This is a genomic window from Haloechinothrix alba, from assembly GCF_900188115.1.
Lineage (GTDB): Bacteria > Actinomycetota > Actinomycetes > Mycobacteriales > Pseudonocardiaceae > Haloechinothrix > Haloechinothrix alba.
Window position 1 is genome coordinate 135250 of record NZ_FZNW01000012.1, and the last position, 19227, is coordinate 154476.

17 protein-coding genes, 1 tRNA gene and 1 pseudogene are annotated in these 19227 nt (G+C 67.3%); 8 read left to right on the top strand and 11 right to left on the bottom strand.

Features of this window, described 5'->3' with window-relative positions; translation table 11 throughout:
• Positions 1–78: 78 nt before the first annotated feature.
• Entirely contained in the window at positions 79–243 is a 165-nt protein-coding gene (gene sp36, locus CHB84_RS13355; RefSeq protein WP_089301920.1) for a Sp36 family protein, read from the bottom strand.
• 306 nt (positions 244–549) lie between these two features.
• Here sp36 and CHB84_RS13360 point away from each other — a divergent pair, with 306 nt between their 5' ends.
• The 3 genes from CHB84_RS13360 to bagB are packed head-to-tail and all read left to right on the top strand — an operon-like array spanning position 550 to position 3782.
• Positions 550–1530: an esterase/lipase family protein gene (locus tag CHB84_RS13360; protein ID WP_089301921.1), complete on the top strand. Its 981-nt coding sequence runs from the start codon at positions 550–552 to the stop codon at positions 1528–1530.
• Positions 1531–1590: 60 nt separating this feature from the next.
• On the top strand, positions 1591–2613 hold the full coding sequence (gene bagA, locus CHB84_RS13365) for an ATPase BagA (protein WP_089301922.1): 1023 nt from the start codon (positions 1591–1593) through the stop codon (positions 2611–2613).
• 2 nt (positions 2614–2615) lie between these two features.
• Complete coding sequence (gene bagB, locus CHB84_RS13370; RefSeq protein ID WP_089301923.1) at positions 2616–3782, top strand: ATPase BagB; 1167 nt, start codon at positions 2616–2618, stop codon at positions 3780–3782.
• A gap of 27 nt (positions 3783–3809) precedes the next feature.
• On the opposite strand, the gene CHB84_RS13375 is transcribed toward bagB, so the two are convergent.
• Positions 3810–4112, bottom strand: coding sequence for a WhiB family transcriptional regulator (locus CHB84_RS13375; protein WP_089301924.1), 303 nt, complete (start codon positions 4110–4112; stop codon positions 3810–3812).
• A 378-nt stretch (positions 4113–4490) separates the two neighbouring features.
• Here CHB84_RS13375 and CHB84_RS13380 point away from each other — a divergent pair, with 378 nt between their 5' ends.
• The 4 genes from CHB84_RS13380 to CHB84_RS13395 all read left to right on the top strand — a co-directional run bounded on the left by CHB84_RS13380 (position 4491) and on the right by CHB84_RS13395 (position 9696).
• The gene (locus CHB84_RS13380) at positions 4491–6674 is read left to right on the top strand and encodes a transglycosylase domain-containing protein (protein WP_089301925.1); all 2184 of its coding nucleotides are present in this window, start codon (positions 4491–4493) and stop codon (positions 6672–6674) included.
• Positions 6675–6700: 26 nt separating this feature from the next.
• Entirely contained in the window at positions 6701–7672 is a 972-nt protein-coding gene (locus CHB84_RS13385) for a metallophosphoesterase (RefSeq protein WP_176439940.1), read from the top strand.
• A 27-nt stretch (positions 7673–7699) separates the two neighbouring features.
• A tRNA-Pro gene (locus tag CHB84_RS13390) sits at positions 7700–7773 on the top strand.
• A gap of 84 nt (positions 7774–7857) precedes the next feature.
• Positions 7858–9696 carry a S9 family peptidase gene (locus CHB84_RS13395; RefSeq protein ID WP_089301926.1) on the top strand — a complete coding sequence of 613 codons (1839 nt, stop codon included), beginning with the start codon at positions 7858–7860 and terminating at the stop codon, positions 9694–9696.
• Between the two features lie 7 nt (positions 9697–9703).
• On the opposite strand, the gene CHB84_RS13400 is transcribed toward CHB84_RS13395, so the two are convergent.
• The 8 genes and pseudogenes from CHB84_RS13400 to CHB84_RS13435 form a co-directional block, all read right to left on the bottom strand.
• Positions 9704–10498, bottom strand: a complete 795-nt coding sequence (locus CHB84_RS13400) for a DUF2470 domain-containing protein (protein WP_089301927.1) — start codon at positions 10496–10498, stop codon at positions 9704–9706.
• Positions 10499–10729: 231 nt separating this feature from the next.
• Positions 10730–11356 (bottom strand): vitamin K epoxide reductase family protein, encoded by a 627-nt coding sequence (locus CHB84_RS13405; protein WP_089301928.1) that lies wholly within the window; start codon positions 11354–11356, stop codon positions 10730–10732.
• Complete coding sequence (locus tag CHB84_RS13410; protein WP_245818722.1) at positions 11353–12066, bottom strand: DsbA family protein; 714 nt, start codon at positions 12064–12066, stop codon at positions 11353–11355. The genes CHB84_RS13405 and CHB84_RS13410 overlap by 4 nt, the downstream gene beginning before the upstream one ends.
• 489 nt (positions 12067–12555) lie before the next feature.
• Complete coding sequence (locus CHB84_RS22915; RefSeq protein ID WP_176439941.1) at positions 12556–13470, bottom strand: TauD/TfdA family dioxygenase; 915 nt, start codon at positions 13468–13470, stop codon at positions 12556–12558.
• Between the two features lie 134 nt (positions 13471–13604).
• Positions 13605–14579: a ThiF family adenylyltransferase gene (locus tag CHB84_RS13420; RefSeq protein ID WP_089301931.1), complete on the bottom strand. Its 975-nt coding sequence runs from the start codon at positions 14577–14579 to the stop codon at positions 13605–13607.
• Positions 14564–15400, bottom strand: a complete 837-nt coding sequence (locus tag CHB84_RS13425) for a hypothetical protein (RefSeq protein ID WP_089301932.1) — start codon at positions 15398–15400, stop codon at positions 14564–14566. The genes CHB84_RS13420 and CHB84_RS13425 overlap by 16 nt, the downstream gene beginning before the upstream one ends.
• Positions 15397–16606 (bottom strand): annotated as a pseudogene (locus tag CHB84_RS13430) (acyl-CoA dehydrogenase family protein). The gene CHB84_RS13425 and the pseudogene CHB84_RS13430 overlap by 4 nt, the downstream one beginning before the upstream one ends.
• Before the next feature lie 4 nt (positions 16607–16610).
• On the bottom strand, positions 16611–16949 hold the full coding sequence (locus CHB84_RS13435) for an SCP2 sterol-binding domain-containing protein (RefSeq protein WP_176439942.1): 339 nt from the start codon (positions 16947–16949) through the stop codon (positions 16611–16613).
• Positions 16950–17168: 219 nt separating this feature from the next.
• Between CHB84_RS13435 and CHB84_RS13440 the strand changes: the two genes are divergently transcribed.
• The gene (locus CHB84_RS13440) at positions 17169–17480 is read left to right on the top strand and encodes a winged helix-turn-helix transcriptional regulator (RefSeq protein ID WP_089301935.1); all 312 of its coding nucleotides are present in this window, start codon (positions 17169–17171) and stop codon (positions 17478–17480) included.
• Between the two features lie 170 nt (positions 17481–17650).
• Here the strand turns inward: CHB84_RS13440 and CHB84_RS13445 are convergent, their stop codons facing one another.
• Positions 17651–19132, bottom strand: a complete 1482-nt coding sequence (locus tag CHB84_RS13445; RefSeq protein ID WP_217898538.1) for an MFS transporter — start codon at positions 19130–19132, stop codon at positions 17651–17653.
• Positions 19133–19227: the final 95 nt, after the last annotated feature.

Below are 19227 nucleotides of genomic sequence, written 5' to 3' on the forward strand. Positions count from 1 at the left end.
CCTTTCTCCGTGCCACTCCTGGCGGGCCTTACCGGTGGCCCGGGTGAAGCACTCCGGCCACGTAACCAACCGTGCCGGTCAGCTTTCCAGTGGCCGCTTGAGGTAGGCGACGTGCTGCTCACCGGTCGGGTTCGGCAGCACGGTGACCAGCTCCCAACCGTCCTGCCCCCACTGGTCCAGGATCTGCTTGGTCGCGTGGATCAACAACGGAACGGTGGCGTACTCCCACTGGGTCGCGCTCACGGCAACATCCTCATCTCGCAAATCGGTGCTGGTCCTACTGTGCCTGTCTCACCGTGGTTATCCCACGATCGCTAGCTCCCGTAGCTATCTCCCGGGAGCCTAGTGCCTCGCGGTTCCACTCCTACTACGCGTCTCCGACATCCCCGCACCAGCATCACAGGGCCCGGCCGATGCGGCCACCGTCCATCCGCCCCTGACGACTTGTGACGCCCGCCCCGCACGGATAGCCTCGTGCGCATTCTCACGGGGCGGCTCGCCTCGCTGGGGTGCTGATCGGCCGGTCCCTCCCGCGGCGAAAGGTGGACCATGCGCGCGTTCCGAACGGTGCTCACCGGGTTGCTCGTCATGCTGCTCGGCCTCGCGGCCCCAGCCGTCGCCCACCCCACGGCGGGGCCTGCCGGAGGGGCCCAGGCGCAGGCTCCGGTAACGGCCGCGGGGGAGCGCCAGACCCGGTCGGACGTGCTCGACATCGGCGACCCGGACACCTCCCCGCCCGGCTCGAACGACTGGTCCTGCACACCGGACGAGGAGCACCCCGACCCGGTCGTGCTGGTCCACGGCCTCGCTGCCACACAGGCGGCGAACTGGCAGATGTTCGCACCCCGGCTGGCCGAGGAGGGCTACTGTGTGTTCTCCCTCACATACGGGGTGAAGGACGGGGTGAGCACGCCGCTCTACACACCGGGCGGGATGACGACGATGGAGGCCAGTGCCGAGGAACTGGCCGCGTTCGTGGACGAGGTGCGCGCCGAGACCGGGGCGGAACAGGTGGACCTGGTGGGGCATTCCCAAGGCACCCTCATGCCCAGCTACTACGTTCACTTCCTCGACGGGGCCGACCATGTCGACAGCTACATCAGCCTCACACCGCTGTGGGAGGGCACCGCGCTGCTCGGACTGGACTCGCTCTACGCCTACGCGGAGGTGCTCGGCCTGCATCCCGTCGTCGACCTCGCGCTCGACCAGGTCTGCGAGTCCTGCTCGCAGTTCCTGCGCGGCTCGGACTTCCTCAAGCGGCTGCACGCGAAGGGCACCTTCGACCCGGACGTCCGCTACACCAACATCGTCACCCGCTACGACGAGCTGGTCGTGCCGTACACCAGCGGCATCGCGCACGGCGAGAACATCACCAACATCGTGTTGCAGGACGAGTGCGCACGCGACCTCAGCGGGCACGCCGGAGTCGCGTTCAACCCCAACGCGCTCGACCACGTGTTGAACGCGCTGGACCCGGAGCACGCCGAACCGGTCCCGTGCCGGTTCGTCAGCCCCATCGGGGCGCCGTAACCGCCCGGCGGCACGAAGCCTGCTTCGCCCGATCCACCGGACCCCTTAGGCTTGCCCGTGATGACTTCCTTCAGTGGCCCGGCGACGGCGGGCATCGGCTGGACCGAGGAGCTCACCCGAGCACGCCTGCATTTCGTCACCGGCAAGGGCGGAACCGGCAAGACCACCCTGGCCACCTCGCTCGGCCTGGCGCTGGCCAGCGGCGGTCGCCGGGTGCTCCTTGTCGAGGTGGAGGGACGCCAGGGCATCGCGCAGGTGACCGAGAGCGAGCCGCTGCCGTACGGGGAACGGCATATCGCCTCCGCACGGGGTGGCGGTGACCTGCGGGCGCTACACATCGACGCGGAAGCGGCGTTGCTGGAGTACTTCGAGATGTTCTACAACCTCGGGTTCGCAGGCCGCACGCTGCGCAGGATGGGTGCCGTCGAGTTCGCGACCACACTCGCGCCCGGGCTCCGCGACGTCCTGCTCACCGGAAAGATCAAGGAGTGCGTCACGCGCACCGACTCGGACGGCAGGTACACCTACGACTACGTCATCGTCGACGCGCCGCCGACCGGGCGAGTGGTGAAGTTCCTCGATGTGACAAGGGCACTGACCGACATCGCCAAGACCGGACCGATCCGTGGGCAGGCGGAGGCCGTCGTCAAGCTGGTCCACTCGGACAACACGGTCGTGCACATCACGACGCTGCTCGAGGAGATGCCGGTCCGCGAGACCCTCGAGGCCGTGAACGAACTCGATGAGGCGGACCTGCGGCCCGGCGCCGTTCTGATCAACCGGATGCGTCCCGTGCGGCTGCCGAAGGACACGTTGGCCGACGCGACCGAGGGCCGTATCGACGTCGAGCGGCTCCGCGACGATCTGGACACCGTCGGCTACTCCTTCGGCCAGGATGCTCTCAAAGGGCTGATCGACGAGGCGACCGAGCACGCGATCCGGGTCACCGCCGAGCAGTCGGCGCTGAACCAGCTCGCCGAAGGCGACCTGCCTGCGCTCGAGCTGCCGGAGCTGACCTCGGGAGTCGACGTGGCGGCGCTGTACGAGTTCGCCGATCTACTCGTCGAACAGGGGGTGCGGTGACCATGACGGGCGCGGCAGCGGAGTACACCGGCATCGACGTCGACGGTCTGATCGACGACCCGGAAACCAAGGTGGTGGTCTGCTGTGGTTCCGGCGGCGTCGGCAAGACGACCACAGCCGCGGCGCTCGCGCTGCGCGCCGCCGAACGTGGCAGGCAGACGGTCGTGCTGACCATCGACCCGGCGCGCAGGCTCGCGCAGTCGCTCGGCCTTCGCGAGCTCGGCAACCACCCGAAGAAGATCACGGTGGAGGGTTTCGACCCGAAGGGTGAGCTGTGGGCGATGATGCTCGACATGCGCCGCACCTTCGACGACATGGTGCTCACGCACGCCGGGCCGGAGCGGGCCGAGCAGCTGCTGGCGAACCCCTTCTACCAGACCATCTCGTCGTCGTTCTCCGGAACGCAGGAGTACATGGCGATGGAGAAGCTGGGGCAGCTGGTCGCCTCGGACGAGTGGGACCTGATCATCGTCGACACACCACCGAGCCGCTCCGCACTGGACTTTCTCGACGCGCCGGGCAGGCTGTCCACCGCGTTGGACGGCCGCATGATCAAGATGCTCGCCGGTCCCGCTCGCGCGGGCGGCTGGGGGATCCGCAAGGTCGTCTCCGCGGGATTCTCCATGTTCTCCAAGGCGGTCTCGACGGTGGTCGGTGGCCAGTTCCTCGCCGACGCCTCCGCGTTCATGCAGGCCTTCGACACGATGTTCGGGGGGTTCCGGGAACGGGCGACGAAAACCGCGGAGCTGCTGCGCTCCGCGGACACCGCGTTCCTGGTGGTCGCCGCGCCCGAGCCGGACGCGCTGCGGGAGGCAAGCTACTTCGTGGAGCGGCTTTCCGAGGAGTCCATGCCGCTGACCGGGCTGATCGCGAACCGTACCCACCCGGTACTGGCCGATGTGTCCGCGAACAAGGCCCTGGCCGCCGCCGACGCGCTCGCGGGCAACGGGGAGGGCGGCTCGGTCACCGAGGCCGTGCTGCGCCTGCACGCCGACCGGGTCGCACTCGCCGAGCGGGAGCAGCGCCTGCTCGCCCGGTTCACGAAAGCGCACCCGTCTGTCGAGGTCGCAGGCGTCCCCGCGCTGCCGACCGACGTGCACGACATCGACGGTCTCCGCGCGATCGGCGACCGGCTGGCCTCGGCTGCGACCGCACGCGACCGCGCGTGAACCGCGCGCGGCACCACGTGGCCTTGCTCACGAGGCCACGTGGTGCCGTTTGGCCTGATCGAGCAGCTCGTGCCAGGAGACCACATCCGGACGGCGGCGCAGCAGCGCGCGGCGCTCCCGTTCGGTCATGCCACCCCAGACACCGAAGCTGATCCTGTTGTCCAGCGCCTCGGCGAGGCACTCGGCACGCACCGGGCAGCCCATGCAGACCGTCTTGGCGCGGTGCTGCTCAGCGCCTTGCACAAAGAGCCCATCGGGGTCGCTGTCCCTGCACGAGGCCCAGGTACGCCAATCGGACCGAAGATATCCCTCAGTACTCGCGTCGTTCATGCCCCCAGCTCCCTCAACTGGTCTCCGCGACCAGCGCATCACTCCAGGAGACATACCCCACAGTCATGCTCTGGTCTCCTTGCGCCTTACCCTATCGGACGACCCCTGGCCTACCTGACGGTCGGGTGGCCCGCCCGGTGGCGGAGAGCGTCTGTCGTCCGGTTGCCGAGCCCTCCGCAATGGTTGACGCGCGGCAGCGCCGATCGGTTCCGCCGGTACCCGGTTCCCACGGGTCGTACACACCTCGGACCGTTCCTCGGTCCGCACGGCGGCAGCGGTATCGTCCCGCCGCGCCGCGGCCGTGGCCGATCCGTCTCACCCGGTTGGAGCAGATCCTGACTGCCAACGATCGACCGTCGCATTGAGTACCCTCATGGTGTGCGGAAGACGGACGGATTGCTGAAACTCATCGGGTTGTGCCTGCTCGCCGGCGGCCTTGTCGCGGGCCTGCTCTTCCCGGTCGTCGGTGGCCTGGGGGTGATGTCCAACGAAGCCAGCGCCACTGTGGACGACATGTCCGCCGAGCTGGCGAACGATCCGCCGCCGCTGGTCACCACCATCACCGACGCGGACGACGAACCCATCGCGACGCTGTACGACCAGTACCGCATCCCGAAGGCGAACGACCAGATCTCCGACGCGATGAAGTGGGCGCTGATCTCGGTGGAGGACCGCCGCTTCTACGAGCACCACGGCGTGGACTGGAAGGCCACCATGCGCGCCGCCATCACCAACCAGACGGGCGGCGACACGCAGGGTGCGTCGACCCTGACCCAGCAGTACGTGAAGAACTACCTGATCAACGTCGTGCACGGCGGGGACGACCCGGAGGACCGGGTCGGGCAGCAACGTGCCCAGGAACAGACCATCGCGCGCAAGCTGCAGGAAGCCCGGATCGCCATCCAGCTCGAGAACCGGATGAGCAAGGAGCAGATCCTCACCGGCTACCTGAACGTCGTCGAGTTCACCCACGAGATCTACGGCGTCGGCGCTGCCGCGCGCTCGTACTTCGACACCGAAGCCGAGGACCTCACGGTCCCGGAGTCGGCGCTACTGGCCGCCATGGTGATCAACCCGGCGATGCTCGACCCCTGGAAGTACCCGGAACGTGCCAAGGAACGGCGCGACCTGGTGATCGACCTGATGGTGCGGAACCGCAAGCTGTCCGAGGAAGACGCCGAGGAGGCCAAGGACGAGTCGCTCGGGGTCGTCGCGGACGGGCCGAACAGGCCGCCTGCCAACTGTACCGGCGCCGGACCCGAGCACGGCTTCTTCTGCCAATACGTGGAGGACTACCTGATCGAGTCCGGCATCGACAGGGAGGACCTCTACCAGGGCGGCTACACGATCAAGACCACCCTCGAACGAGACGTCAACCGGCGTGCCAAGGAATCCGCCGAGGAGCAGGTCGACAAGACCGAGGACAACGTGGCGAACACGCTCTCGCTGGTACGTCCCGGCACGGAGCGGCGGGAGGTCGTCGCGCTCGCTGCCAACAAGGACTACGGCACCGACCCCGAGAAGGGGCAAACCAGCTGGGCGCTGCCATCGGCGGTCACCAACGTCACCGGGGCCGGATCCGCATACAAGATCTTCACCGCGGCCGCCGCTCTCCGTGAGCGCATCACCGGGGTCTACGATGAGATCGACGTCCCGGACCGGCACGTCTCCGAGGTGTTCGTCAGCCAGCAGTCCCAATGCCCGCCGCTGAACCAGTACGGCGACAAGAAGTACTGCGTGACCAACGCGGAGGGCGCCGACTTCCCGTCGAAGCTGTCGCTGCAGGACGCGCTCGCCCAGTCACCGAACACCGCCTTCGTGATCCTCGCCGAGCAGGCGGGTATGGACAACATCGTGGAGCTGGCAAGCAAGCTCGGCATGCGCCGATCCATGGCCAAGAACGGCACGGGCTCGGAGCCCGACCCGGAGTCGGACAACCAAGCCGTGGCGCTGAGCCAGAAGGAGCTCTACGGCCCGTCCGGCAACTCCCCCGGCCTCGGTTCCTTCACGCTGGGTCCCGCCGCGCTGAGCGGGCTCGAGCTCGCCAACGTCGGCGCCACGATCCTCAGCGACGGGGTGTGGTGCCCGCCGACCCCGATCCGCGAGGTCGTCGACCGGAACGGCGACACCGTGGACATCGAGGAACAGGAGTGCGAGCAGGCGGTTGACGAGGATGTCGCGGACGCCCTCGCCGACGGGCTCAGCAAGGACCACCTGCCGGGCGGTACGGCGCACCGGGCCGCTTCCGAGGTCGACTGGGGCGAGCGTCCCATGATCGGCAAGACCGGCACGACGCAGAACAACAGCTCGGGTGCGTTCCTCGGTGCCACCCCGCAGCTGTCCGGCGGCGCGATGGTGTTCCGGCCGGACCGTCCCAACGGTGGGTTGTGCTACAACGGGCCGGGCAACGTGCACGCCTGCGATGCCGACGACGGCACGATGTTCGGTGGGCGCACCCCGGCCCAGACCTGGTTCGGCGCGATGAGCGAGATCCTCGACGGCGAGGACGAGGAGCCGATCCCCGAGGCACCGGACGCGTACCGGAATGTCAAGGACGAGTGAGCCCACCAGGGACGTATGCTCGGACCGTGACCACCCCAGCTCCGGAAAGCCCGCACGGTTCGACACTGCGCGCGGCGGCGGCGACGGCCGCCGCGGGCGCGGTGGGCCTGACCTACGCCTCCGTGATCGAGCGCAGGCTCTGGACGCTGCGCACGGCCGAGCTCCCCGTCCTCGCGGAGTCCGCGCGTCCGCTACGCATCCTGCACGTGTCGGACCTGCACATGCTTCCCGGTCAACGGTCCAAGCAGCGCTGGGTCGCCGCGCTACGCGCGCTGGAGCCCGACCTGGTCGTCAACACCGGGGACAACCTGTCACACCGCCAGGCTGTTCCTGCCGTGCTCCGCGCCCTCGACCCGCTCCTCGAGCTGCCGGGCATGTTCGTCTTCGGTAGCAACGACTACTACGCGCCCAAACCGAAGAACCCCGCCCGCTACCTCATGCCGGAAGGTCGCAAGAAGCGCATTCACGGCCCGGAACTGCCGTGGGAGGACCTCCGTGCGGTGTTCCTGGAACGTGGCTGGCACGACTTGACGCACACCACGAACCGGGTGCGAGTAGGCGGCCGGACCGTGCACGCCGCGGGGGTGGACGACCCGCACCTCGGTTACGACCGCTACAGCGCCATCGCAGGCAAGCCGGACAGCGCGGCGACGCTGCGGCTCGGTCTGACCCACTCCCCGGAACCCCGGGTGCTGGACCGGTTCGCCGACGACGGCTACGACCTGGTACTGGCCGGGCACACGCACGGCGGTCAGCTGCGCGTCCCCGGTGTCGGCGCGCTGGTCACCAACTGCGCGCTCGACCGCTCCCGGGCGCGCGGCGCGTCCCGGTGGGGAGCTCACATGTGGCTGCACGTCTCCGCGGGGCTCGGCACCTCGCCGTTCGCGCCGGTGCGGTTCGCCTGCCGGCCGGAGGCCAGCCTGCTCACGTTGGTCCCGCGACCAGCGGCAGGCCATCACAACCGATCCCGCTGCAACGCCGGCAGCGACGTCGGCTAGACTTACCCGCGGCCCGTTCAGCCATACCGGGGTGTAGCGCAGCTTGGGAGCGCGCCTCGTTCGGGTCGAGGAGGTCGTGGGTTCAAATCCCGCCACCCCGACGGCAAGGAAAGCCGAAGGCGGACTTGCGGTGCCAGGACGGTACCGGTCACCGCCTTCGGCTTTTCTTTTGGCACGATCGTGGGGTGACTCGCAGCCATCCCGCTCCCCGTGTGCCCGATCGACTCATCGGTGACGCCGAGGCCGACGCTCGCTGGCGCGCCCGGTTCACCGCGGCGCGCATATCCACCCCCGACTGGGCCTTGGACGCGCCGGAAGCCAACATCTACGTCTCCAACGCCAGCGGGGTGTGGGAGGTCTACGCCTGGGACCGCACCACAGACGAGCACCGCAAGGTCACCGACCGGCCGAACGGCACGGTCATAGCCACCCTCACACCGGACGGTAAGTCGATCTGGTGGTTCGACGACACCGACGGCGACGAGTTCGGCTCATGGGTGCGCGAGCCGTTCCACTCCTCGGGCAGCACGGCCGAGCGCGCGCTGCCGGACGTTCCCGATGGTTACCCGGCCGGGCTGGAGATCGGTCGCGGCCTCACGGCGGTCGGGGTGTCCACCGACGCCGGAAGCACCCTGTACGCCCACACCGGTGATGGCACGACGGAGTTCTACCGCAGCGACGACGACGCGGGGGTGTCCGCGCTGTCCCGCGACGAGCGGCTGCTGGCGATCGCGCACTCCGAGCACGGAGACTCCCGTCACCCCGCGCTGCGGGTCGTGCACACCGACGGGTTCGGCACCGTTGCCGACAAGTGGGACGGTGCGGGTAAGGGTTTGGGCGCCCTGGAGTTCTCCCCGGTGTCGGGCGACTCGCGGCTGCTCGTCTCGCACGAGCGCAGGGGCAAGGACGAGCTGCTGATCTGGGATCCCGAGACCGGCCGGGAGACCGAGATCGCGCTCGACCTGCCGGGGGACGTCCTGGCGACCTGGTACCCGGACGCCTCGGCGCTGCTCGTGCTGCATTTCCGGTCCGGCCGGAGCTCGCTGCACCGCTACGACGTCACCACGGGAGCGCTGACCGACCTGGGCACTCCCGCCGGACGGATCGGCGGGGCAGGGGTACGGCCGGACGGCACGGTGGAGTACTCCTGGTCGGCCGCGCACACCCCTCCGGTGATCCGGGCTCAGGCCCCGGACGGCACGGACGGGGTGCTGCTGAACCCACCGGGGGAACGCGCGCCGGAGTCCGAGCCGGTCACCGACGCGTTCGTGCCCGGCCCCGCCGGTCAGGTGCACGCGCTGGTGTCCCGGCCGTCCGGTGCGGCTCCGGATGCGCGGCTCCCCACGGCGTTCGTGCTGCACGGCGGCCCGCACGCCGCCGACGAGGACCGATTCTCCGCCTACCGGGCTACCTGGCTGGACGCGGGTTTCGCGGTAGTGGAGGTCAACTACAGGGGGTCGACGGGCTACGGGTCGGCCTGGCGGGACGCCATCGAGGGGCGGCCAGGGCTCACCGAGCTGGAGGACGTCGCCTCGGTACACGACTGGGCCGTGGGCAGCGGGCTGGCCGATCCCGACCGGTGCGTGGTGGCAGGGGCGTCCTGGGGCGGGTACCTGACCCTGCTCGCGCTCGGCACCCAGCCGCAGCGGTGGGCTGCCGGCGTGGCCGGCGTGCCGGTCGCGGACTACGTGGCGGCCTACGCCGACGAGATGGAGCAGCTGCGCTCGTTCGACAATGCGCTCTTCGGCGGTTCCCCCGAGGAGGTGCCGCAGGTCTACACGGACTGCTCGCCGATCACGTACGTGGATGCCGTTCGCGCCCCGGTACTGGTGGTCGCCGGGGACAACGATCCACGCTGCCCGATCAGACAGATCGAGAACTACCTCGACCGCCTGGCCGAGCGGGGCGCGCCGTACGAGTTCTACCGGTACGACGCAGGGCACGGCTCGCTCGTGGTCGCCGAGACGCTGAGCCAGGTCGCCATCGAGGTGCACTTCGCGATGCGTGCTGTCGGGCTGGCCTGAGGCCCGCTCAACCGCTCACCGGCCAACCTGACGTCGCCGCGCGCGGGGAGGTGCACGGACAGCCGACGAGCCTGCGTACCTCGCGCTCCACGTCACGCAGGTTCCGGGCGGGCCGCGAGAAGGCCATGCGGATGTCGTGGTCGCCTGCCGGGGACTCCACTCGCAGGCGCAGTCCGAAGCGGTCGAGCCCGAGCGGGCGGAGCGGCCCCGCGGGCACGCACGGAGGAACGTGCCGCGTCAGCTCGCACAGCACCTCCGGATGGCCGGACTCCAGGTGCGCCAGCCACCGGGACTCCCAGCGGCTGAACGGGTCCGGCAGTGCCGCGCCGAACTCCTGGAGGCGAACCGATTCGGTTCCCTCGCCGTCGGACAGCACGACCGAGACCGGGCGCACGCAGAGCACGGCCGCGCCGTGCCCGACATCCAGCAAGCTCGGATGCGGGGTGCGCTCGGCGATGCGGAGCGCCCGGTTGTGTGCCTCGGTGGCATCGAGCCGATGCACGTCCCCTGTGATCCACAGCAGCCCCCTTGCCGGTTCACGCAGCCCCACCGGTGCGACGTCGACGAGCTCGACCACGCTCGTACCACGCCGGCTACCGTCCTCCGTGGCCACCTGATCGGCCTTGTCACTGCCGAACACCAGGCTGAGCGTGCCGTCCGGGTGCAGGTGATGCAGTTCAGCGGCCACCGGTGCCGGGTCGGGGCCGCCTGCTGACTGCGCGACGAGCGTCACCGGCCCACGGCGGACCACGATGGACTTGGCCCGTTCCGCCGGTTCCGGGGTCGGCGGGCGTCGAGTCACGGCGTGCCTCCTCCCTCTGGGTTAATAAGGTTAGCCTAACCAATATTGCCGGCGCGGGAAAGGGGCTCCTCGAACGGAGGACGCGATCCGGCGCGCGACGAGGGAGCCGAAGGTGACCTCGGTTCCGTAGAAGGAGCCGAGGGTCACATTGGGCTCCCCTCTACACGCCGACGGGACGGCGATATGCGGAGGGCGGGCGGACTTGGCGGTCGCTGACCTCGTGGGGACCGCCTACAGCAGGGTGGACCAGTAGTCCCAGAACACCCACACGATCAGGGCAGCGATACCGAGGAACCACAAGGTGAGCACGAACGTGTGCAGCCGCGCCACGCGGTCGACCAGCCACGCGACGGGAGCAGGCAGCCAGAGCTCGTTGCGCAGCACTCGCAGCAGCGTGTACCAGAAGATCGGCACGGTCACCGCCCACACGACCATGCAGTACGGGCAGAGGGCCTCGATCGTGTACAGGCTGTGGTAGATCAGCCAGTGCACGAACAGCAAGCCGAACATCGAGCCTGCCAGCATCCCCAGCCAGTACCACCGGGGCGGTCGGAACGCCGCCAGCAACCCCACACCGGACGTGACGACCACCGCGAACCCCGCGATCCCCAGCAGCGGGTTGGGGAAGCCGAATGCCTCTGCCTGCGGGCTGTCCATGACCGACCCGCAGGCAACCACCGGGTTGATGCTGCAACTGACGACGTATTCGGGGGCGCGCAGCGACGCCACCCGCTCGATCATGAGCGTGGCCGAGGCCACGAACCCGGCGGCGCCCGCCACGAGGTAGAGCCAGCCGAGCGCGTGGATCCCGGGGCCGCCCCGCTCACGCGCACTGCTCGTGATCGCCGGGACGGTCACCGGCCCAGCTCCTCGTCGATCGTCTCGCGCAGCTCCGTGTCGATCGCCTGGAAGCCACTACCCTCCGGCTCGAACTTCACGCCGTTGACGAAGAACGTCGGCGTACCGCTCGCGCCGGCATCCTCGGCGTCGGCGCGGTCCCTGTCGACCCGCTCGCGCACTACACGCGAGTCCATGTCCTCCCGGAAGCGCTCGACGTCGAGGCCGATGTCCTCGGCGTAGCCCGCGAACAGCTCGCGGGCGCGCTCCGCGTCGTCGCTGGGCCGCTGGCCGCTGTCGTCGCGCGCCCATTCCGTGTAGTTGTCGAACAGCGCGTGGTACATCTGGGAATACGAGTCCTGCAGCGCCGCCGCCTCAGCGGCATACGCCGCGGGCTCCGCGAGTGGGTGCATGTCGAGCGGGAGGTTGCGTACCACGAACGTGATCTCGCCTTCGTAGTCACGCTCGAGATCCCGGGTGATGTTCTGGTAGAAGCCCGCGCAGGCACCACACTGGAAGTCCAGGAACTCCACCACGGTGACCTCGCCGTCCTCGGCCTCGGTCAGGGTGTGGCTGCCCTCTGGGTGCAGCACCTCCGCCGGCACCACCTCGTCGTCCGACCCGCCGCCGAACAGCAGCACACCACCGATCACCAGCACCGCGACCACCACGACGGCGGCGGTCAGCACGACGTTGAGGGAGAGCCCGCCACCGCGCGGTTCCTTGGCCACATTCGACATCGTCTTCTACACGCCTTCCCACCCGACTGTGTGCGCGTACCCGTAACTGGTCATCGCCCCTCTGCGCCGACCTCTACGCGGGGCGGCGTCGCGAGCAGCAACGGGTTCCAGCCCTCCCACAACGTACCTGAGGACGATTTCGTAACCTCTGGCACGTCACACAGGGCCCGACGCTGCCACTAGGCACCTGTGCATCATGACAGCACCGGACACGACGAGCTCGAACAGCTGCCCCGGTGGGTGCTCGCTCCTCAGTACGACCGACCACCCGCACGTGCCGACAGCACGGTAGATGGCAAGCGCCGGTCACGTGGCCGTTCCTGAGTCGTCGCAGGGTGCGGTACAGGGTCAGACGGGATCAGGCGACCGGTTCGGTGTGGCCCGCGATGGTGTAGTGGTCGGAGCCCCGCACCGTTTGCGCCCGAGGTCTCGGACCGGCGCTGGGGTCAAGCGCCGCTGTGTAGGTGGCCTACCGTTGCGTTACCCAGGCACTGCGACACGTTCCCGGCTCCGCAACATGCGCCCCTGAATGATGTCGCCCCGGACACGGCGCAGGTTCTTGGTGACGAAGGCGCGTCGCAGCCACCGGTCCGATCCGTCGTATCGGGGCGTGAAGCCGGTGCGGCCGTGCACGGCGCTGTTGTTGTCGACGATCAGCAGTGATCCTTGCCGGAGCACCCCGCCGACAAGGTTGCTCTCCATCAGGTCCTTCAGCACGCCGAGTGCTGACTCGGCTCGGTCGTCCAGACCGATCATCCCGTGCAGGTCCACGCACACGTCAGGGTCGTCAGACGGACCCGTGAGCGCCGGCACTGGCCGGGTCCAGCGCGATTCCCCGTCGGCGACGAACGAACTGCTGAACGCGATCTTGAACCGTGCCTGCCGGAGAACCGCCTGCGTCTCCTCTGGAATGTCGGCGAGTATCCGGCGGATACCGCAAGCGACCGTGGCCGCACGGAAATCATGGTCCGGCCGCAGACACAACAACGACAGGTAGTCGGGCGGGGTCATCAAGAACCCGTCCTCCGTATGCAGTTCGAGTAACACCGAACCGGAGTTCTCCTGCAGTTCCTCGGCACCGACTTTCGGGTACACGTCCTGGATGAGCTGTCCGGACTTCTCCTCGGCATAGCTGATCGGCGCTCCGAGTAGCGACATGACCGACAGCTGCACCAACGATGCCACGAACACGTCCCACCAGCGTGGTTCTTCGACCACCTTCCTCGGGGTGTCGCCGACCTCGCCGACCGGCAATCCCTCGATCAGCAGGACTCCGTCGACGCTGCCGCGATCACGCAACGCCTGAATCCCGGTGCGCAGTCGGCCGGGGAGGTATGCGGCGAGGTTCTCCGCGGCGTGCATCAGCTCGTCGTCATGTAGCTCGGTGCCTGCCATCCGTGTGACAATCGATCGGCACCGCTGCCGGATGGTCTCCGACTCGGGAACCGTCAATCGGACGGTGTCACCGATTGGCGCGTAATGAACGGTCCTCATGCCGTCGCGTCCACTGTGTGCGTGATCGGTCATCGCTACGTTTCTCTCCTCGGGATGATTCTTCCCACCCAGGAAGGGGCGGGCGTGAGCGAGATCAAGCTTCGGCTCAGGCCCAAGGCATGGAGCAATGTGACGTGGCCCAGCGGCTTCTTGACCAGATGTTCCATTCGTTCCTCGAGCGTGCTGGCCTTCCAGTGCACATCCACCGGCACGTTGCGTGGGATCTTCTTGCCGCTGATCACGCGGAGCGCCATGTAACAGGCGAGCGACCCGAACTGCCACGCAGCCTCGGGGAGCTGCGGCACGCTGTATTCGGGATCGGATATGTTCTTGCTCAGCTCGAACAGCATCGAGCCCGGCATGTGCCGCATTGGAGCGATACGGAACACCGCTTCCCATATAGCCAAGGAGTCCAGTTCTGCGCGGTCAATGGCTCCGTCGAAGATCGTGCGGACCTGCCGGTAGTCGAAGTACTGAGCGCACATCACTCCAGCGAGATCCCACCCGGTGATGAGAGGCTTGCGCCGAGCCAGCGCCACCTCGTGCAGGGCGATCTTCGCCGCGAATCCGGCATTCGTGGTGACGTCGACACCGTCGACGATGACGTCGACACCGTCGACCAGTGCGTCTGCGTTGCCCTGGGTCACTCCGGTGTCGAACACCGCGATGTCGGCGTAAGGATTGATGCCTCTGACGGCCTCGGCAGCAGCCGTGGCCTTGTTCTTGCCCAAGTCGTCGAGGAATGCGGCCTGGCGGTTGAGGTTGTTCAGTTCGTAGGAGCCCGAGTCGGCCAGGCGGAAGTCGCGGAAGCCGATCCGGGTCAACGGCTGAACGGCCGCACCGCCAACGGATCCGCATCCGGCCACCAGAACCTTTGCGTCGTGAATGCGCCGTTGCACATCCGAGGGCACGAGCCCCTTGTTGCGATCGACGAGGTGTCGATAATACGCGCTAGCATCCAGCTCGCGCGCCTCGTCGACGGTCGACACGTCCATCACGACCACCCCCATCGACTCAGCTGCTTTCGCACTGAGCCGTCCCGATTCCGTTGCAGGAACTCCTCGACCTTACGCAGGTGGCCTACCTGATGGGGGGACACCGTTGCGATATAGGGGACCGGGGTGGTTTCCTGCAGCCACATCGGCCCGTAGCGACCGTCGACATTGGCCGGTTTCGGCTTCTCGTCGGAGCGCGTGACGGTGAAGCCGAGCAGCTCGAACGTGCTCGGGCTTCCCGCTGGATCGCCGTCCGCGACGAATCCCACGAGCTCCCCCCGCTCGTGCAGGTCGGTCGCGACGTGCGACAGCCCCAACATCGCCCACCAGGGCGCGTTGCGTGCCAGGTTCGACCACGGCATACCCACGCGCCGGACTTGCCGTTTGGCTTCCCACACATGGGACCGCGGCAACCCGTACCCGATCGTCGTGCCGACTGTGACGTCGTACTCCTGCTCCAGGGTGAACGAGTCGCCGGTCCCGGCGGCATCCGGAAGCACCAGGTAGACGTAGGCGACTGCGCGGCCGGTCCGTCGATCCAGGACGAGCGAATGGTACTCCCGGTGCGGAATGTGTCCGCGGAGCTCCTCGGCGTATACGTCTAGATCTACCTGACCCGGATCGAGGAAACCGAGTCGCCAGTACTGGACGAACCGGAACGCGTGCATCGCACGCCGATACCGAGCAGGAATGTGGTCGCCGCGCGCGGTGACGGTGAGACTGCGATCGATTCCTGTCGAGATGAATGTCGGCGGCGCGGTCAGGCTCGCATCCAGCGAGGCGAACGAGAACGCTGTGGCGCTGGACGAGACATCTTCAAGAACGTGTTGATTCATCGCAGGCCTGCCGCCATCCCCTTGGTGATCGACATTGCCAACGCCTCGGGCGAGCCCTCATAGATCCGTGGTCCCATGGAATCTCGCACGATGCGCTCGATGTCGTCGGTGCGCTGGAACCCCTGCGCTCCCAGCAGCGACATCGCCATATTGGCGTTGTGCACGGCGGCCTCGTCGGCGACGAGCTTGGCCACCGCCGGTTCCAGTTCCGGGACCGGGAGCGTGAGGTCGGCTTTTCGCGCTGCTTCGATCCACAGCGCGCGCAGACGACACGCGCGCAGCCATATCGGCGAACTTGCGAGCCGACATCTGATGCTCCACAAGCAACTTGCCGGTCTGCCGGCGCTCGGTCGCCCATTCCAAGGCGTGATCGAGGGCATGCCGGGCGATCCCGGTCGCGATTGACGCGCAGGTGATACGGCAAAGATTGCCTTGGGTGACGTTCAAGTCCCAACCGCCGAGCACATCGCCGATGACATTGCTCTTGGGCACGCGCACGTCGTTGAAGATCAGCTCGCCGGCAGCGGCGGCGCGGTAACCAGCTTTGTCAGCTGTCTCCCCGCGGATGACGCCGTCCCAGTCGAGGTCGACGACCATGCATGTCATACCGGTCGAACCCGGGTAACCGTCGACGTTGACCATCACCGTAGCGAAGCGGGCCACCGGAGCATTGGTGATGTACTTCTTCTTGCCACTGACGATGAAGGCATCGCCGTCCGCGCGGGCAGTGGTCATGTTCACCGCATACTCCGCATGCTCACGCCGCACCACGTCCATACCGTTGCACTCTTCGGCTACGGCGTTGCAGCCGATCAAGGGTACGTCGCCGGTGAATGGCATCAGATAGGTCTCAACCAGCCGGTCGTCGTTGCTGAGCAGCAGCGGAATATGAAAGAGCCCTGTCGCTCCGAGGATCAGGGCGAATCCCGGGTCCGCGGCGGCGAACTCCTCCATGACGTGACCCAGTGCCTGGTTGGAAAGCCCGAGCCCCCCGAGCTCCTCCGGAATGCCCATCCGCAGTCCACCCAGCTGCTGCGCCTCGCGGACCATCTCCCAATCAACCTGGCCCAGCGGTGCGCTGTCCCGTCGCCGCGCAGTCGATGCCACCTCCTCGCGTGCGAACTCACCGAACGCCATCACGGCCCTATGGTGCGCCGGATCAAGACCTTCGAGGGCGTTCAGATCAGGTCGACAGATCGGATTCATCAGATCACTCCCCCTCGTCGCTCAGCCGACCGATAGCGCGGACGACACCAATCGACTGAAAAATCGGACCTTCCGCCACCAGGCGTCCAGAAGTCACCATCCTTGTAAGTGAGAGATCGCCTGCAACGAGCGCGATCACATCCGTACTGGAGAGCCGAACCGTAATATCTGGATCGCCACTTCGGCCCGTTTCGACGACCTCTCCATCATGGTCGATCAACACTTCCTGACGGTCGTCGATGACAAATCGTGTAACCGCGCCGACGGTCCGGTAGTCGTCGACCGCCACGGACGTTTCGGGCAGCCTACTGATCAGCTTGTATACCTTTTCGGCGGTTCCCACGCAGCCCCCTTCACTCTTGGTAACGATCACATGCAAATCTATGCGAGACAATACAAATCATCAAATATAGCCCGACTACCAGGCATCCTCACTTCTCCCTGTCTCTATCATCAGTGATACTCTTTCGTGTGACAGGACGCAACGCCAGCAGCTACCCTGGCAACATGAAGTGTTCGGCATGACACTACGTGCTCGCCGAATCCGTGGAATGGGGGAGATGTGACCGACGAAAACGAGTGGGATCACGTTCATGCGCTATTCACGCTGCTTTCGAAGAAGTGGGCAACCGGTGTACTCATCAATCTATTTCCCGGACCGTTACGTTTCACCGAAGTTCAACGGGAAATGAGCTGCACGAACTCCAAGACGTTGACGAACACCTTGAAAATCCTCGAGGAGGAAGGCCTGGTCCGCCGCGAGATCGTCGACGGTCGGCCGCCGGGCGTGCGCTACGACCTCACAGCCTCTGGCCGGAGTCTTGCGGAACGCATCTACCCGTTGTGGAAGTGGTCCAGCGACCGAGCCGGGTGACGAGCGCGTCCGCATTCGCCAGGGGTGCGGCACATCAGACGCCCGGCAATCCGCCGCCCGCCTCCGCGTCTCGGCATGAATAGGTCGGGCGTCCACTCGTTACCTCGAACGAGCGGACGCCCGACCTACGGCACACACCCGGGGCCGCGGCATACCCGGGGCGGTGCGGGTCACGTCCCGGCGGTCTCGGCTATCCGGAAGGCCCGGACGATCGCGACGGCGATGAGGCCAGCGATGAGCGAGCACGCGCCGGCCACGGTGAATCCGGCCGCGATGCCATGAGCTTCGGCCGATGGCGCGGGAGTTCCGCCGGAAGCCTGTGTGCCGGCGATGTAAGCGGCGACCGGCGCGACGATCGCCAACCCTATGCCGGCACCGGCCTCGTTGAACGTGTTCAGCAGTCCGGACCCGGTTCCGCTGTGCCGCTCGGGAATCTCGGCCGCGCCGAACGTGTACAGCGGCACGAACATGGTGGGAAGACCCAGGCCGTACACCCCAAGCAGGGCGATCACCACACCCGTCGGAACGGACGAACCGACGTTCCAGATGACCGCGGCCAGGGCCACTACGGCCAGGAACTGCACCAGCACGCCGCCGAGGTAGACCCTCGGCATTCCGATCTTCTCGGCGACGCTCGGGATGCCGAAGGCCGCGACCAGAGAGCCTGCGCACAGCGGCAGCAGGGCGAACCCCGTCTCCAACGGGGTCAATCCGCCAGCCTTCTGGAAGTAGTTACTCCCCAGATACAACGACCCGAGCAGCAGTGTCGCAGCCATCACCATGCCTGCACAGGCAAGCGAGAACGTCTTGATCCGCATCAAGAACAGCGGCAGCAACGGATCCGTCGAGCGGCGTTCGTACTCCACAATGGCCGCCAAAACGACGGCGCCGACCACAAGAAAGCCCCACGGCCGCGACCGATCTGCACCGTCCTGCAGGTCGATGAAGGCATAGGACATACAGCACAGCGCGAACGTCACCGCCACCGCGCTCGGCAGCCGCAACGGAAGCCGCCGGGAACCCGGCTCGCGGCGCATCGGTGCCACGGCCTGTAGCGCGGCCAGAGCAAGCACCACACCGATCGGCACATTGGCCAGAAACACCCAGCGCCACGAGACGTACTCCACCACGAGGCCGCCGAAGATGACCCCGATGGTGGCGCCAATGACGCCGAGACCACTCCACACCGTCAGAGCGATGTTGCGCTGCCGGTCCGACCGGTACGTCGCGATGATGATCGACAACGCCGACGCGGACAACACCGCGGCGCCGACCCCCTGCACCACCCGGGACGTGACCAGCACAGCGCCGGTTGAGGCCAATCCCGCCCCGACCGAGGCCACCACGAACAGCGAGACCCCGAGCAGGAACACCAGCCGTCGCCCCAGCGCATCCGCTAGCCGGCCGCCGAACAGCAGCAGGGAACCGTACGTGAGGACGTAACCGCTGATCGTCCATTGAAGTGCCTGGGAACTCACGCTGAGGTCATCGCCGATCGACGGCAGCGCCACGTTCACCACCGTCGAGTCGAGCATGGCCAGCATCTGCGCGATACCGACGACCGCCAGGATGCTCCACGGTCGGTGGCCGTCCTCCACACTGACCACTGCCCCCTTTCCAGTCTCCTGCGCGCTCTCGTGCTCGAGCGACATCACATCCCCCCACCTGCCCGTACGGGCTCTCGTCCAGGATCAATATGCCTGCTTATGGAAATATATGCCCGAGCATATTACACCCCTCAACTGGG